The organism is Pseudomonas asiatica (assembly GCF_009932335.1).
GTDB lineage: Bacteria > Pseudomonadota > Gammaproteobacteria > Pseudomonadales > Pseudomonadaceae > Aquipseudomonas > Aquipseudomonas asiatica.
In genome coordinates, this window is sequence record NZ_BLJF01000001.1 from 3,918,636 (window position 1) to 3,933,778 (window position 15,143).

12 protein-coding genes are annotated in these 15,143 nt (G+C 64.0%); 5 read left to right on the forward strand and 7 right to left on the reverse strand.

Going from position 1 to position 15,143, the window contains the following annotated elements:
- Nucleotides 1-2: 2 nt before the first annotated feature.
- The 5 genes from ttgB (at nt 3) to GYA95_RS18195 (ending at nt 7,989) form a co-directional block, all read left to right on the forward strand.
- On the forward strand, nt 3-3,155 hold the full coding sequence (gene ttgB, locus GYA95_RS18175; RefSeq protein ID WP_015271645.1) for a multidrug efflux RND transporter permease subunit TtgB: 3,153 nt from the start codon (nt 3-5) through the stop codon (nt 3,153-3,155).
- Nucleotides 3,152-4,609 carry an AdeC/AdeK/OprM family multidrug efflux complex outer membrane factor gene (locus GYA95_RS18180; protein ID WP_013974037.1) on the forward strand — a complete coding sequence of 486 codons (1,458 nt, stop codon included), beginning with the start codon at nt 3,152-3,154 and terminating at the stop codon, nt 4,607-4,609. The genes ttgB and GYA95_RS18180 overlap by 4 nt, the downstream gene beginning before the upstream one ends.
- Nucleotides 4,610-4,908: 299 nt before the next feature.
- Nucleotides 4,909-6,165, forward strand: a complete 1,257-nt coding sequence (locus tag GYA95_RS18185; protein WP_015271646.1) for an OprD family porin — start codon at nt 4,909-4,911, stop codon at nt 6,163-6,165.
- 183 nt (nt 6,166-6,348) lie between these two features.
- A complete protein-coding gene (locus GYA95_RS18190; RefSeq protein WP_015271647.1) occupies nt 6,349-7,272 on the forward strand; it encodes a LysR family transcriptional regulator in 924 nt (307 codons plus the stop codon).
- A gap of 192 nt (nt 7,273-7,464) precedes the next feature.
- Nucleotides 7,465-7,989, forward strand: a complete 525-nt coding sequence (locus tag GYA95_RS18195) for an Mpo1 family 2-hydroxy fatty acid dioxygenase (RefSeq protein WP_015271648.1) — start codon at nt 7,465-7,467, stop codon at nt 7,987-7,989.
- Nucleotides 7,990-8,102: 113 nt separating this feature from the next.
- Here the strand turns inward: GYA95_RS18195 and pcaC are convergent, their stop codons facing one another.
- The 7 genes from pcaC to GYA95_RS18230 form a co-directional block, all read right to left on the reverse strand.
- The gene (gene pcaC, locus GYA95_RS18200; RefSeq protein ID WP_015271649.1) at nt 8,103-8,498 is read right to left on the reverse strand and encodes a 4-carboxymuconolactone decarboxylase; all 396 of its coding nucleotides are present in this window, start codon (nt 8,496-8,498) and stop codon (nt 8,103-8,105) included.
- Between the two features lie 10 nt (nt 8,499-8,508).
- Entirely contained in the window at nt 8,509-9,300 is a 792-nt protein-coding gene (gene pcaD / locus GYA95_RS18205) for a 3-oxoadipate enol-lactonase (protein ID WP_015271650.1), read from the reverse strand.
- 11 nt (nt 9,301-9,311) lie between these two features.
- Complete coding sequence (locus tag GYA95_RS18210; RefSeq protein WP_015271651.1) at nt 9,312-10,664, reverse strand: 3-carboxy-cis,cis-muconate cycloisomerase; 1,353 nt, start codon at nt 10,662-10,664, stop codon at nt 9,312-9,314.
- Between the two features lie 9 nt (nt 10,665-10,673).
- Entirely contained in the window at nt 10,674-11,963 is a 1,290-nt protein-coding gene (locus GYA95_RS18215; RefSeq protein ID WP_015271652.1) for an MFS family transporter, read from the reverse strand.
- Nucleotides 11,964-12,152: 189 nt separating this feature from the next.
- Nucleotides 12,153-13,358, reverse strand: a complete 1,206-nt coding sequence (gene pcaF / locus GYA95_RS18220; protein WP_169774743.1) for a 3-oxoadipyl-CoA thiolase — start codon at nt 13,356-13,358, stop codon at nt 12,153-12,155.
- On the reverse strand, nt 13,355-14,134 hold the full coding sequence (locus tag GYA95_RS18225; RefSeq protein WP_015271653.1) for a CoA-transferase subunit beta: 780 nt from the start codon (nt 14,132-14,134) through the stop codon (nt 13,355-13,357). The genes pcaF and GYA95_RS18225 overlap by 4 nt, the downstream gene beginning before the upstream one ends.
- Nucleotides 14,131-14,991, reverse strand: coding sequence for a CoA transferase subunit A (locus GYA95_RS18230; protein ID WP_015271654.1), 861 nt, complete (start codon nt 14,989-14,991; stop codon nt 14,131-14,133). The genes GYA95_RS18225 and GYA95_RS18230 overlap by 4 nt, the downstream gene beginning before the upstream one ends.
- Nucleotides 14,992-15,143 lie beyond the last annotated feature (152 nt).

Below are 15,143 nucleotides of genomic sequence, written 5' to 3' on the forward strand. Positions count from 1 at the left end.
CCATGTCGAAGTTCTTTATCGATCGCCCGATCTTCGCCTGGGTGATCGCCCTGGTGATCATGCTGGTCGGCGCCTTGTCGATCCTGAAGCTGCCGATCAACCAGTACCCCAGCATCGCGCCGCCGGCCATCGCCATCGCCGTGACCTACCCGGGCGCCTCGGCGCAAACCGTACAGGACACCGTGGTACAGGTGATCGAGCAGCAGCTCAACGGTATCGACAACCTGCGTTATGTGTCGTCGGAAAGTAACTCTGACGGCAGCATGACCATTACCGCCACCTTCGAGCAGGGCACCAACCCAGACACCGCGCAGGTGCAGGTGCAGAACAAGCTGAACCTGGCTACCCCGCTGCTGCCGCAGGAAGTGCAGCAGCAAGGTATCCGCGTCACCAAGGCAGTGAAGAACTTCCTTCTGGTGATCGGCCTGGTGTCCGAAGACGGCAGCATGACCAAGGACGACCTGGCCAACTACATCGTCTCCAACATGCAGGACCCGATCTCGCGTACCGCGGGTGTGGGTGACTTCCAGGTGTTCGGTGCGCAGTACGCCATGCGTATCTGGCTCGATCCGGCCAAGCTGAACAAGTTCCAGCTGACCCCGGTCGACGTCAAGACCGCCGTGGCCGCGCAGAACGTGCAGGTATCCTCCGGCCAGCTCGGCGGCCTGCCGGCCATGCCGGGTACCCAGCTGAACGCTACCATCATCGGCAAGACCCGCCTGCAGACTGCCGAGCAGTTCGAGAAAATCCTGCTCAAGGTCAACAGCGACGGTTCGCAGGTGCGTCTGGGTGATGTCGCCCAGGTTGGCCTGGGTGGTGAAAACTATGCCGTCAGCGCCCAGTTCAACGGCAAGCCGGCCTCCGGCCTGGCAGTTAAACTGGCTACCGGTGCCAACGCCCTGGACACCGCCAAGGCCCTGCGCCAGACCATCGCCGACCTGGAACCGTTCTTCCCGCCTGGGGTGAAAGCGGTATTCCCGTATGACACCACCCCGGTGGTCACCGAATCGATCAGTGGCGTTATCCACACCCTGATCGAAGCCGTGGTCCTGGTGTTCCTGGTGATGTACCTGTTCCTGCAGAACTTCCGCGCCACCATCATCACCACCATGACCGTACCGGTTGTGTTGCTGGGTACCTTCGGCATCCTTGCCGCTGCCGGCTTCAGCATCAACACCCTGACCATGTTCGCCATGGTCCTGGCCATCGGCTTGCTGGTGGACGACGCCATCGTCGTGGTGGAGAACGTCGAGCGGGTGATGTCCGAGGAAGGCTTGCCGCCCAAGGAAGCGACCAAGCGCTCGATGGAGCAGATCCAGGGTGCCCTGGTGGGTATCGCCCTGGTGCTGTCGGCGGTACTGCTGCCCATGGCGTTCTTCGGCGGCTCCACAGGTGTGATCTACCGGCAGTTCTCCATCACCATCGTCTCGGCCATGGGCCTGTCGGTGCTGGTGGCGCTCATCTTCACCCCGGCCCTGTGCGCCACCATGCTCAAGCCGCTGAAGAAGGGCGAGCACCATGTGGCCAAGCGCGGCTTCTTTGGCTGGTTCAACCGCAACTTCGACCGCAGCGTAACCGGCTACGAGCGCAGCGTGGGCACCATCCTGCGCAACAAGGTACCGTTCCTGCTGGCCTACGCGCTGATCGTGGTCGGCATGATCTGGCTGTTCGCCCGCATCCCTACCGCGTTCCTGCCGGAAGAAGACCAGGGCGTATTGTTCGCCCAGGTACAGACCCCGGCCGGCTCCAGTGCCGAGCGCACCCAGGTGGTGGTCGACCAGATGCGTGAGTACCTGCTCAGCGAAGAGGCCGACACCGTGGCTTCGGTGTTCACCGTCAACGGCTTCAACTTCGCCGGCCGTGGCCAGAGCTCGGGTATGGCATTCATCATGCTCAAGCCGTGGGATGAACGCTCCAAGGAAAACAGCGTGTTCGCCCTTGCCCAGCGCGCCCAGCAGCACTTCTTCACCTTCCGCGATGCGATGGTGTTCGCCTTTGCCCCGCCTGCGGTGCTCGAACTGGGTAACGCCACCGGCTTCGACGTGTTCCTGCAGGACCGCGGCGGTGTCGGCCATACCAAGCTGATGGAAGCGCGCAACCAGTTCCTGGCCAAGGCCGCGCAGAGCAAGATCCTCAGCGCCGTGCGCCCGAACGGTCTGAACGACGAGCCGCAGTACCAGCTGACCATCGATGACGAGCGTGCCAGCGCCCTGGGTGTGACCATCGCCGACATCAACAACACCCTGTCGATTGCCTTGGGTGCCAGCTACGTCAACGACTTCATCGACCGTGGCCGGGTCAAGAAGGTGTATATCCAGGGCGAGCCGAACGCGCGGATGAGCCCGGAAGACCTGCAGAAGTGGTACGTGCGCAATGGCGCCGGCGAAATGGTGCCGTTCTCCTCCTTCGCCAAGGGCGAATGGACCTACGGTTCGCCGAAGCTGTCGCGTTACAACGGCGTCGAGGCAATGGAAATCCTCGGTGCTCCGGCCCCGGGCTACAGCACCGGTGAAGCCATGGCCGAGGTCGAGCGCATTGCTGGCGAACTGCCAAGCGGCATCGGCTTCTCCTGGACCGGCATGTCCTACGAGGAAAAACTCTCCGGTTCGCAGATGCCGGCACTGTTCGCCCTCTCGGTACTGTTCGTGTTCCTGTGCCTGGCAGCCCTGTACGAAAGCTGGTCGATCCCGATCGCCGTGGTACTGGTAGTACCGCTGGGTATCATCGGTGCCCTGATCGCCACCAGCCTGCGCGGGTTGTCCAACGACGTGTACTTCCTGGTCGGCCTGTTGACCACCATCGGCCTGGCGGCGAAAAACGCCATTCTGATCGTCGAGTTCGCCAAGGAACTGCACGAGCAAGGCCGCAGCCTGTACGACGCGGCGATCGAGGCGTGCCGCATGCGTCTGCGCCCGATCATCATGACCTCGCTGGCGTTCATCCTCGGCGTGGTACCGTTGACTATCGCCAGCGGCGCCGGCGCCGGCAGCCAGCATGCCATCGGTACTGGCGTGATCGGCGGCATGATCAGTGCGACCGTGCTGGCTATCTTCTGGGTACCACTGTTCTTCGTCGCAGTGTCGTCACTGTTCGGCAGCAAAGAGCCGGAAAAAGACGTCACCCCTGAAACTCCACGTTATGAGGCTGGGCAATGACCAAGTCTTTGTTGTCCCTGGCAGTAACCGCTTTCATTCTTGGCGGCTGCTCGCTGATCCCTGACTACCAGACCCCGGAATCGCCGGTGGCTGCGCAGTGGCCGCAAGGCCCGGCTTACTCGCCGACGCAGTCGGCGGAGGTTGCCGCCGCCGAACAGGGCTGGCGTCAGTTCTTCCACGACCCGGCCCTGCAGCAGCTGATCCAGACCGCGCTGGTGAACAACCGCGACCTGCGCGTTGCCGCGTTGAACATCGACGCCTACCGTGCGCAGTACCGCATCCAGCGTGCCGACCTGTTCCCTGCGGTTTCGGCCAACGGTAGCGGCAGCCGCCAGCGCGTACCGGCGAACATGTCGCAGACGGGCGAAGCGGGCATCACCAGCCAGTACTCGGCCACCCTGGGCGTCAGCGCCTATGAGCTGGACCTGTTCGGCCGCGTACGCAGCCTGACCGAGCAGGCCCTGGAAACCTACCTGTCCAGCGAACAGGCGCGTCGCTCCACGCAGATCAGCCTGGTGGCCAGCGTGGCCAACGCCTACTACACCTGGCAGGCCGACCAGGCGCTGTTCAAGCTGACCGAAGAAACGCTGAAGACCTACGAGGAAAGCTACAACCTCACCCGTCGCAGCAACGAAGTCGGCGTAGCCTCGGCACTCGACGTCAGCCAGGCGCGTACCGCCGTGGAAGGCGCCCGGGTCAAGTACTCGCAGTACCAGCGCCTGGTCGCCCAGGACGTCAACAGCCTGACCGTGCTGCTGGGCACCGGCATTCCCGCCGACCTGGCCAAGCCGCTGGAGCTCAATGCCGACCAACTGGCCGAAGTACCGGCCGGCCTGCCGTCGGACATCCTCCAGCGTCGCCCGGACATCCAGGAAGCCGAGCACCTGCTCAAGGCCGCCAATGCCAACATTGGCGCGGCCCGCGCAGCGTTCTTCCCGAGCATCAGCCTGACCGCCAATGCCGGCAGCCTGAGCCCCGACATGGGCCACCTGTTCTCGGGCGGCCAGGGCACCTGGCTGTTCCAGCCGCAGATCAACCTGCCGATCTTCAACGCCGGCAGCCTGAAGGCCAGCCTGGACTACTCGAAGATCCAGAAGGACATCAACGTCGCCAAGTACGAAAAGACCATCCAGACCGCGTTCCAGGAAGTCTCCGATGGCCTGGCGGCGCGCAAGACCTTCGAAGAGCAGCTGCAGGCGCAACGCGACCTGGTGCAGGCGAACCAGGACTACTACCGCCTGGCCGAACGCCGCTATCGCATCGGTATCGACAGCAACCTGACCTTCCTCGACGCGCAGCGCAACCTGTTCAGCGCCCAGCAGGCACTGATCGGCGACCGCTTGTCGCAGCTGACCAGCGAGGTCAACCTGTACAAGGCGCTTGGCGGTGGTTGGTACGAGCAGACCGGGCAGGCCAACAACCAGCAGGCAGCGGTGGAAGCACCGAAGAGCTGATTGAAGCTGTCAAAGCATCAAGCCCACCCTCGCGGTGGGCTTTTTGTTTTGTGTTGCCTGGACCAGCCTCTTCGCGGGCTCGCCCGCGAAGAGGCCAGCACAGGAAAAACAATTAACCAACCAGAACATTCCGTTCGATTATCGCCCGTTTCCGTTTGTGGCGAATTGCCTCACCCCTGCCCTACCCCGCACCATCCTCCCCACGCAACGTTGCCCCGGTTCATCCCAAAAGACCCGCACCTGCAGGCCGCATCCTGCAGCGTACCGGCTCGCCCATAAAAACAAGAGATCCACGACAGATGAGCACTTTGCAACCCGCACGCCAGCTGCTGCCCGGCCTGTTGGCCATGTCCTGCGCACTCCCCGTGTTCGCCGCCGACGAAGGTGGTTTCCTGGAGGACGCCAAGGCCACCCTCAACCTGCGCAACTTCTACATCAACCGCAACTTCGTCGACCCGGCCCACCCGCAGGCCAAGGCCGAGGAGTGGACGCAGAGCTTCATCCTCGACGCCCGCTCCGGCTTCACCCAGGGCACCGTCGGTTTCGGCGTGGACGTACTGGGCCTGTACTCGGTCAAGCTCGACGGCGGCAAAGGCACCACCAACACCCACCTGCTGCCGGTGCACGATGATGGCCGCCCGGCCGATGACTTCGGCCGCCTGGGCGTGGCACTGAAAGCCAAGCTGTCCGAAACCGAGCTGAAAGTAGGTGAATGGATGCCGGTACTGCCGATCCTGCGCTCGGACGATGGCCGCTCGCTGCCGCAGACCTTCCGCGGCGGCCAGCTGACCTCGAAGGAAATCGCCGGACTGACCCTGTACGCCGGCCAGTTCCGCGGCAACAGCCCGCGCAACGACGCCAGCATGGAAGACATGTCGATGAACGGCAAGGCAGCGTTCACCTCCGACCGTTTCAACTTTGGCGGCGGCGAATACACCTTCAACGACAAGCGCACCATGATCGGCCTGTGGAATGCTCAGCTCAAGGACATCTACCGCCAGCAGTACCTCAACCTGGTGCACAGCCAACCCCTGGGCGACTGGACCCTGGGCGCCAACCTGGGCTACTTCATCGGCAAGGAAGACGGCGCCGAACGCGCTGGCGAACTGGACAACCGCACAGCCTCGGCCATGCTCTCGGCACGCTATCAGGGCCACACCATCTACGTCGGCCTGCAGAAAGTCAGCGGCGACGACGCCTGGATGCGGGTGAACGGCACCAGCGGCGGCACTCTGGCAAACGACAGCTACAACTCCAGCTTCGACAACGCCAAGGAACGCTCATGGCAGGTGCGCCATGACTTCAACTTCGCCACCGTCGGCGTGCCAGGCCTGACCCTGATGAACCGCTACATCAAGGGTGACAACGTGACCGCAGGCGGTGTGGACGATGGCAAGGAATGGGCGCGGGAAACCGAGTTGGCCTATGTGGTGCAGTCGGGCAGCTTCAAGGACCTGTCGGTGAAGTGGCGCAACTCCACCATGCGCCGGGACTTCAGCACCAACTCGTTCGATGAGAACCGGTTGATCCTGAGTTACCCGCTGAATCTCCTCTGAATTCTTCGCGGGACCGCACCAGCCTTGAAACCTGTGCGGTCCCTGTGGGAGCGGGCATGCCCGCGAAGAGGCCAGAAGCTACAACAAATAACCCTAAGCTATAAACAAAGCAATAAACCTTCTTTGACGACATATGCAGCAACCGCTTGAATAGGCCCCTGATCCCCGCCCCAGAGCCATGACATGGACCTCCGTCAGCTGCGCTACTTCATCGCCCTCACCGAATACCGCAGCTTCGTCCGTGCCGCCGAGGCCATGGGCATCACCCAACCCGCCTTCAGCCGTGCCATACAGAGTCTGGAACACAGCTTCGGCTGCCCACTGGTCGACCGCGCCAGCAAAGCCCTGCCGCCCACCCCCGAAGGCCTGGTGGTGCTGCAACATGCCCGGCGCCTGGTACAAGGTGCCGCGCAGCTGAGCAACGAAGTGCTGCAGATGACCAAGCTCGACGCCGGCGAGTTGCATTTCGGCAGCGGCCCGGCGCTGGCCGTGCGCCTGGTGCCCGATGCCCTGCGCCACTTTCTCGAACGCCACCCGGGCATCCGCACCTCACTGCTGGTAGACAACGCCGAACGCCTCGGCCAGGCCCTGCGCCGCGAGCAGATCGAATTTTTCGTCGACGATATCCGACCGTTCGAAGCCGATCCCAACTTTCACACCGAGCCCCTTTCAACGCGCCCCGGCCTGTTCTTCTGCCGCCCGGGGCACCCATTGCTGGCCAAGGACAGCCTGTCGACCAACGACCTGTTCAGCTACCCGCTGGCCAGCGCCCTGCTCGCCCCCGGTGTGCGCAAGCGCCTGGCCAACCTGAGCGGGCGCAGCGATTTCACCCCGCACCTGCAAACCGAGCACCTGGCCGTGCTGCGCAGTGTGGTGCAAGCCAGCGATGCCATCGGCACCGCCAGCGAGGAAGCAGTTGCCGAAGACCTGGCCAGCGGCCGGCTGGTGCGCCTGCACTGGCGCAACCTGCCACCGGCGCTGGAAGTGCTGAGTGTGCGCTGTGGCGTGGTCAGCCGCAGCGGTTACCGGCTGTCGCCGGCGGCGCGAGCGATGATCGAGACGCTGGTGGGGCTGGATATGCCAGTGCGGGCTGCTGCCATTCGCTGAGCTGATGATGGTGGCAGGAGCGGGCTATCCTGAGCTATATCGGTCGCCTGTACCGCCCCATTCGCGGGTGAACCCGCTCCCACAGGTACAGCGCAGCCCTCAGGAGTTGTAGTGACTCTGTGGGAGCGGATTTACCCGCGAAGAGGCCGGAACAGCAATACACCTCGATCAGGCAACCAGGGAGGCACAACAATGAAAACCCTCGTCGACCACCTGAGCCAGTACGCCAGCTACCACCGCGACCCACGCAACATCGCCACCCACTTCGTCGGCATCCCGATGATCGTGCTGGCGGTCACTATCCTGCTGTCGCGCCCAGGCTGGGAGGTAGCCGGCATGTGGCTGTCCCCTGCCCTGCCTGCGGCGGCGGCCTCGGTCTGGTTCTACCTGCGCCTGGACCTGCGCTTCGGCCTGGTGATGGGGTTGTTGCTTGGGCTATGCCTGTGGGTCGGCCAGGTGCTGGCGATGCAGACGACAGCGCTGTGGCTCGGCACCGGGCTGGGAGCGTTCGTGGTGGGCTGGATCATCCAGTTCGTCGGCCATTACTACGAAGGCCGCAAACCGGCGTTTGTCGACGATGTCAGCGGATTGATCATCGGGCCGTTGTTCGTGGTGGCAGAAGCGGCATTCATGCTCGGCCTGTGCCCGGCCCTGAAGCAAGCCGTGGAAAGCAACGCCGGCCCAGTGGCCATGCGGCAGAAGAATGCGGCCATGTAAACATTCCATGGCCCAATCGCCGGCAAGCCAGCTCCCACAGGAACTGCACTGCCCTCAAGCCTGATGCAATCCCTGTGGGAGCTGGCTTGCCGGCGATTGGGCCGGTACAGCCATTACTGCTGTCGCGACTCCACACCCAGCTCATCCCACACCGACTCAGCCATGTGGAAGGTGGCATTGGCCGCCGGAATGCCGCAATAGATCGCGCTCTGCATCAGCACTTCCTTGATCTCGTCGCGGGTCACGCCGTTGTTGGCCGCCGCGCGCAGGTGCAGCCTCAGCTCGTCGTTGCGGTTCATGCCAATCAGCATGGCGATGGTGATCAGGCTACGGGTATGGCGCGGCAGGCCCGGGCGGGTCCAGATGTCACCCCAGGCGTGGCGGGTGATCATCTCCTGGAACTCGCCGTTGAATTCGTTGAGCTTCTCCAGGCTGCGGTCCACGTGGGCATCGCCAAGCACTGCGCGGCGTACTTGCATGCCGGCGTCGTAACGTTGTTTCTCGTCCATGGCGGTATCCTCAGTGAGCCAGCAGGAAGTCGAGCACACGGCGGCTGAACGCCTCGCCGATCTCGACGTTGGACAGGTGCGCCGCCGGGAAGTCGACGTACTCGGCACCCGCGATACCGGCCTGCATGAAGCGGCCGTGCTCCGGAGTGGTCACCACGTCCTCGGTACCGGCAACGATCAGCGCCGGCACCTGGATACGGCCCAGTTGCTCGCGGTAATCGGCATCACGCACCGCCGCGCAGTTGCCGGCATAACCTTGCGGGCTGGTTTGCGCCAGCATCTGGCAGATGCGCTGGGCCTGCGCTGGCTGGGCCTGGGCGAAGCCTGGGGTGAACCAGCGGGCGATGGAGGCATCGCGCAGGTCGACCATGGCCTGCTGCCCGCCCTTGAGCACGGTGTCGATACGGGTGTTCCACACCTCGTCGTTGGCGATCTTGGCGGCGGTGTTGCACAGGGTCAGGCTGTGCAGGCGCTCGCCGGCGTTGATGCCCAGCCACTGGCCGATCAAGCCGCCCATCGACAGGCCGACGAAGTGCGCCTTGGCGATATCCAGGCCATCGAGCAGGGCCAGCACGTCACGGCCCAGCTGTTCGATGCTGTAGGGGCCTTCAGTGACCAGCGACCCACCGTGGCCACGGGTGTCGTAGCGCAGCACGCGCAAGTGCTGGCTCCACAGTGGAATCTGCGTGTCCCACATGCCCAGGTCGGTGCCCAGCGAGTTGGACAGGACCAGCACCGGGGCGTTTTCCGGGCCATCGATCTGGTAATTCAAAACGCCATCGGCCAGTTGCAAGTGCGCCACAGCGGTCTCCTTCAGGCAGTGAAACGTTGATGTTCGGACACGGCGCGCGCCACCCAGACGCGGGCCTGGCCCAGGTAATGGGCAGGGTCGAGCAAGCGATCGAGTTCTTCGGCAGACAGCTCGGCACTGACCTGCGGCTCTTCACCCAGCACGGTGCGCAGGTGGCGCTGTTCGGCCACAGCGCGCTGGCAGCACTGCTCCAGCAGGTGATGGGCGTGGTCGCGGCCCAGGCGCTGGGCGAGGACGATGCTCACCGCTTCGGCCAGCACCAGGCCCTGGGTCAGGTCGAGGTTACGGCGCATGCGCGCGGCATCCACTTCCATGCCCTCGGCAATCACCTGGGCCTGGCGCAGCGCACCAGATACCAGGCAGCAGATGTCCGGCAGGGTTTCCCATTCGGCATGCCACAGACCGAGGCTGCGCTCGTGCTCCTGGGGCATGGCGGCGAACAGCGTAGAGACCAGCCCCGGCACGCGGGTCGCGGCGCCGATCAGCACCGCGGCGCCGACAGGGTTGCGCTTGTGCGGCATGGTCGAAGACCCACCCTTGCCCGGCGCGGAAGGCTCGAACAGTTCCCCCGCCTCGGTCTGCATCAGCAAGCTGACATCGCGGCCGAACTTGCCCAGGCTACCAGCGATCAGGCCCAGCACCGAGGCAAACTCCACCAGGCGGTCGCGCTGGGTGTGCCAGGGCTGCTCGGGCAGGGTCAGCTTGAGCTGCTCGGCCAGGGCTTCGGCTACCGGCATCGCCTTGCTGCCCAACGCCGCCAGGCTGCCCGAGGCGCCGCCGAACTGCAGCACCAGCAAGCGTGGGCGCAGCTCCTGCAAGCGCTGGCGGTGACGGGTCAAGGCGCCCAGCACGCCGGCCAGTTTCATCCCCAAGGTCACGGGGGTGGCGTGCTGCAGCCAGGTGCGCCCCACCAGCGGCGTGTCGGCGTGCTGCAAAGCCTGGCGCGACAGGGTATCGGCGAGCTTGCCTAGATCGGCTTCGATCAGGTCGAGGGCAGCACGCAGTTGCAGGACCAGCCCGGTGTCCATCGCGTCCTGGCTGGTGGCGCCCAGGTGCACATAGCGCTCGGTTTCGGGCACGCCACTGGCAATCACCTTGCCCAACGCCTTCACCAGCGGGATCGCCGAGTTGCCAGCAGTGGCGATGGCATTGGCCAGCGCGCCAACGTCATAGCGCTCGGCGTGGCACGCCGCCTCGATGGCCGCTACAGCGCTATGCGGGACCAGCCCGGCAGCCGCCTCGGCACGCGCCAGCGCCGCCTCGAAATCGAGCATGCCCTGCAGGCGGCCACGGTCGGAGAAGATCTCGCGCATGGCCGGTGCGGTGAAGTAGGCGTCGAACAGTTGGTTGGTCATGCCACGTCCTTAATTATCGTGGTGCAGGTAGGCCGCCTGCTTCGGCAGGCGCAGGCTGAACAGGAAGGCAATCGCCATCATCGCCGTCACGTACCAGTAGAAAGTGTTTTCCATGCCCAGGGTCTTCAGGCCCAGGGCCACGTACTCGGCCGAACCGCCGAACGCCGCGTTCGCCACTGCATAGGCCAGGCCCACGCCCAGTGCGCGCACCTGCGGCGGGAACATCTCGGCCTTCACCAGGCCGCTGATCGAGGTATAGAAACTGACGATACACAACGCCAGGGTAATCAGCACGAAGGCCATGAACGGGCTGCTCACGGTTTTCAGCGCCATCAGCAACGGCACGGTAAACAGCGTCCCCAGGGCACCGAACAGCATCATCGAATTACGCCGACCGATGCGGTCGGAGAGCATGCCAAAGAACGGCTGTAGCACCATGAACAGGAACAGCGCACCGGTCATCACATAGCTGGCGTTCTTCGCGGTCATGCCAGCGGTGTTGACCAGGTACTTCTGCATGTAGGTGGTGAAGGTATAGAAGATCAGCGAACCGCCCGCGGTATAGCCGAGCACGGTGATGAAGGCCGCCGCATGGTCGCGGAACAGGCCCTTGATGGTGCCGGCATCCTTGTCCTGGCGGGTTTCGGCGCTGCTGGTCTCATGCAGCGAGCGGCGCAGCATCAGCGAGATCAGTGCGGCAATGGCACCGACCACGAACGGAATGCGCCAGCCCCAGGCGCGCAGCTCTTCTTCGGTGAGCAGTTGCTGCAGGATCACCACCACCAGCACCGCCAGCAACTGGCCGCCGATCAGGGTCACGTACTGGAACGAGGCAAAGAAACCGCGCTGGCCGCGCAGGGCTACTTCACTCATGTAAGTGGCAGTGGTGCCGTACTCGCCGCCTACCGACAGGCCCTGGATCAACCGGGCCAGCAAAAGCAGCGCCGGGGCCCAGGTGCCGATGCTGGCATAGGTAGGCAGGCAGGCGATCATCAGGGAGCCGAAGCACATCATCAGCACCGAGATCATCAGGGAATTCTTGCGACCATGGCGGTCAGCGAGGCGGCCGAAGATCCAGCCACCGATGGGGCGCATCAGAAAGCCCGCGGCGAACACGCCTGCCGTGTTCAACAACTGCACGGTGGGGTCGTCGGAGGGGAAGAAAGCCGGGGCAAAGTAGATCGCGCAGAAGGCATAGACGTAGAAGTCGAACCATTCCACCAGGTTGCCTGAAGAGGCACCAACGATAGCGAAGATGCGTTTGCTGCGTTCTTCGCCGGTGTAATAGGTTGAGGTCATGGTGAGTTTACTCCTGGAGGGTCGCAGGTAATTCTAGACACACCTGGTAACACACTCGTTCCGCTATCTGGCTGGCAACTGGCCTTGAGTCTGGCAGGACCGGCCTCTTCGCGGGCAAGCCCGCTCCCACAGCGGGAGGCGTGGTTCCCCCTGTGGGAGCGGATTTACCCGCGAAGAGGCCGGTACAAGTCAAACCCGCTCGATGGCCAGCGCCAAACCTTGGCCTACGCCCACACACATGGTCGCCAGGCCCTTACGCCCACCGCTCTTCTCCAGCTGGTGAAGCGCAGTCAACACCAGGCGCGCACCGCTCATGCCCAGCGGGTGGCCCAGGGCGATGGCACCGCCGTTGGGGTTCACCTGCGGTGCATCGTCGGCCACACCCAGCTCACGCAGCACCGCCAGACCTTGGCTGGCAAAGGCTTCGTTGAGCTCGATCACATCGAAATCATTCACCGCCACACCCAGGCGCTCGGTCAGCTTGCGCACTGCCGGCACCGGACCAATGCCCATCACTCGCGGTGCAACACCGGCGCTGGCCATGCCCAGTACGCGGGCACGTGGGGTCAGGCCGTGTTTCTTCACAGCCTCGGCCGAAGCCAGGATCAACGCCGCGGCACCGTCGTTCACGCCCGAGGCATTGCCAGCGGTGACGGTCTTGTCCGGGCCGTTGACCGGCTTGAGCTTGGTCAAGGCTTCCAGCGTGGTTTCCGGGCGCAGGTGTTCGTCACGCTCGACGATGGTCTCGCCCTTCTTGTGCGCGATACGCACCGGCACGATCTCTTCGGCGAAGAAGCCGGCGGCCTGGGCCGCAGCTGCCTTCTGCTGGCTGCGCAGGGCGAACGCGTCCTGGTCGGCACGCGAAACCTGGTAATCGTCGGCCACGTTGTCGGCGGTTTCCGGCATGGAGTCCACACCGTACTGGCTCTTCATCAGCGGGTTGATGAAACGCCAGCCGATGGTGGTGTCTTCGAGCTTCATGTTGCGCGAATAGCCGCTTTCGGCCTTGCCCATGACGAACGGGGCACGCGACATCGACTCGACGCCGCCGGCAATAGCCAGCTCCATTTCGCCGCTGGCAATGGCGCGGAAGGCAGTGCCGATGGCATCCATGCCCGACGCGCACAGGCGATTCAGGGTGACACCCGGAATGCTCTCCGGCAGGCCGGCCAGCAGCAGCGCCATGCGTGCCACGTTGCGGTTGTCTTCACCAGCCTGGTTGGCGCAGCCGAAGAACACTTCGTCAACCTGATCCCACTGCACGGTCGGGTTGCGCTCGATCAGCGCCTTCAGCGGTACGGCGGCCAGGTCGTCGGCCCGCACGCCGGCCAGGGCGCCACCGAAGCGGCCGATCGGGGTGCGAATGGCGTCACAGATGAATACGTCGCGCATCAAGCTTCTCCTGCGACCTGGCCATGGGCCGCGGCGGTACGGGCTTCGAGGTCACGCAGAGCGGACAGCTCGACTTCGGTCGGTTCGGCGGTGGTCTGCACATCGTCGGCAAAGCGGATCGCCCAGCCAGTGGCGGCGATGATCTGCTCGCGGGTCACACCCGGGTGGATCGCAGTGACGACGAATTCGTGGGTCCCGGCTTCCGGCTCCATGATGCACAGGTCGGTGATAATGCCGACCGGGCCGTCGCCTGGCAGGCCAAGGCGTTTGCGCGAGTCGCCGCCTTCACCGTGGCCAACCGAGGTGATGAAGTCCAGCTTGTCGACAAAGGCACGCGGCGACTGCTTGAGGATGATCAGTACCTGCTTGGCAGAACCAGCGATTTCCGGTGCACCACCAGCACCTGGCAGGCGGGTTTTCGGGGCGTGGTAATCACCGACGACGGTAGTGTTGATGTTGCCGAAGCGGTCGACCTGGGCAGCGCCGAGGAAGCCGACGTCGATGCGCCCACCTTGCAGCCAGTAGCGGAAGATCTCGCCGGTCGGCACCACGGTGTCAGCGGTTTCGGCCAGCTCGCCGTCGCCGATAGACAGCGGCAGCACACTTGGCTTGGCGCCGATCGGGCCGGATTCGTAGATCAGCACCACGTCTGGCGACGATGTCAGGCGCGCCAGGTTGGCAGCCTTGGACGGCAGGCCGATGCCGACGAAGCACACAGCACCGTTGCGCAGGCGACGTGCTGCAGCGACGGTCATCATTTCGGAAGTGGAGTAGCTCATTGTGCGGCCTCCGCAGTGCTGGCCAGCTTGGCCTTGAATTCGTTGAAATCGGCAGTGCCACGGATGTAGGTGTCGATCCAGGCGGTGAACGATTCGCGGCTACGCGCGATCGGGTCCCAGGCCTGGTAGAAGCGGTTGTCACGCTCGTAGTAGCCGTGGGCATAGGACGGGTGCGCACCGCCAGGTACCAGGCATACCGCGCTCAGGGCCCAGGTCGGCAGCACACAGGCGTTCATCGGGGCCTGCAAGTCGTCGACGATTTCCTCGACGGTGACGATGCAGCGCTTGGCGGCCAGGGCGGCTTCCTTCTGCACGCCGAGGATGCCCCACAGCAGCACATTGCCTTTGCGGTCGGCCTTTTGCGCGTGGATCACGGTCACATCCGGGCGCACCGACGGCACGGCTGCCAGCACTTCACCGGTGAACGGGCAGGTGACGCTCTTGATCAGCGGGTTGACCTTCGGCAGGTCGGAGCCGGCGTAGGCACGCAGCACGGCGAACGGCAGGCCAGAAGCACCGGCGACATAGGCGTTTGCCAGGTCGGCATGGCTGTGTTCTTCGATTTCGATGGCGTGTGGCCACTGCTTCTCGACGGCATCACGCAGGCGGTGCAGCGAGCCGACACCTGGGTTACCACCCCAGGAGAAGATCAGCTTGCTGGCGCAGCCGGCGCCGATCAGCTGGTCGTAGATAAGGTCCGGAGTCATGCGCACCAGGGTCAGGTCGCGCTTGCCCTGACGGATGATCTCGTGGCCGGCGGCAGTCGGGATCAGGTGGGTGAAACCTTCGAGGGCGACGGTATCGCCATCCTGGATGAACTGCTTCACGGCTTCGTGAAGCGGGAGAATTGCAGCCATTTGGAGACTCCTGGTCAGGGTGCTTCGGTGAGCTCAGATTAAGGAGACTGGTGGGTGGCTTACAATCCGATAATCGACTATTTGTGCGATTATCGAACCATTTGTTGTCCTGCTACTCATTCACTACCGTGTCGAATTCTTCGCAGCACAAG

What these genes read in the sequence shown, in the direction of transcription:
- ttgB (WP_015271645.1), top strand. Translation starts at nt 3, where the DNA reads ATGTCGAAGTTCTTTATCGATCGCCCGATCTTCGCCTGGGTGATCGCC.
- GYA95_RS18180 (WP_013974037.1), top strand. Translation starts at nt 3,152, where the DNA reads ATGACCAAGTCTTTGTTGTCCCTGGCAGTAACCGCTTTCATTCTTGGC.
- GYA95_RS18185 (WP_015271646.1), top strand. Translation starts at nt 4,909, where the DNA reads ATGAGCACTTTGCAACCCGCACGCCAGCTGCTGCCCGGCCTGTTGGCC.
- GYA95_RS18190 (WP_015271647.1), top strand. Translation starts at nt 6,349, where the DNA reads ATGGACCTCCGTCAGCTGCGCTACTTCATCGCCCTCACCGAATACCGC.
- GYA95_RS18195 (WP_015271648.1), top strand. Translation starts at nt 7,465, where the DNA reads ATGAAAACCCTCGTCGACCACCTGAGCCAGTACGCCAGCTACCACCGC.
- pcaC (WP_015271649.1), bottom strand. Translation starts at nt 8,498, where the DNA reads ATGGACGAGAAACAACGTTACGACGCCGGCATGCAAGTACGCCGCGCA.
- GYA95_RS18210 (WP_015271651.1), bottom strand. Translation starts at nt 10,664, where the DNA reads ATGACCAACCAACTGTTCGACGCCTACTTCACCGCACCGGCCATGCGC.
- GYA95_RS18215 (WP_015271652.1), bottom strand. Translation starts at nt 11,963, where the DNA reads ATGACCTCAACCTATTACACCGGCGAAGAACGCAGCAAACGCATCTTC.
- GYA95_RS18225 (WP_015271653.1), bottom strand. Translation starts at nt 14,134, where the DNA reads ATGAGCTACTCCACTTCCGAAATGATGACCGTCGCTGCAGCACGTCGC.
- GYA95_RS18230 (WP_015271654.1), bottom strand. Translation starts at nt 14,991, where the DNA reads ATGGCTGCAATTCTCCCGCTTCACGAAGCCGTGAAGCAGTTCATCCAG.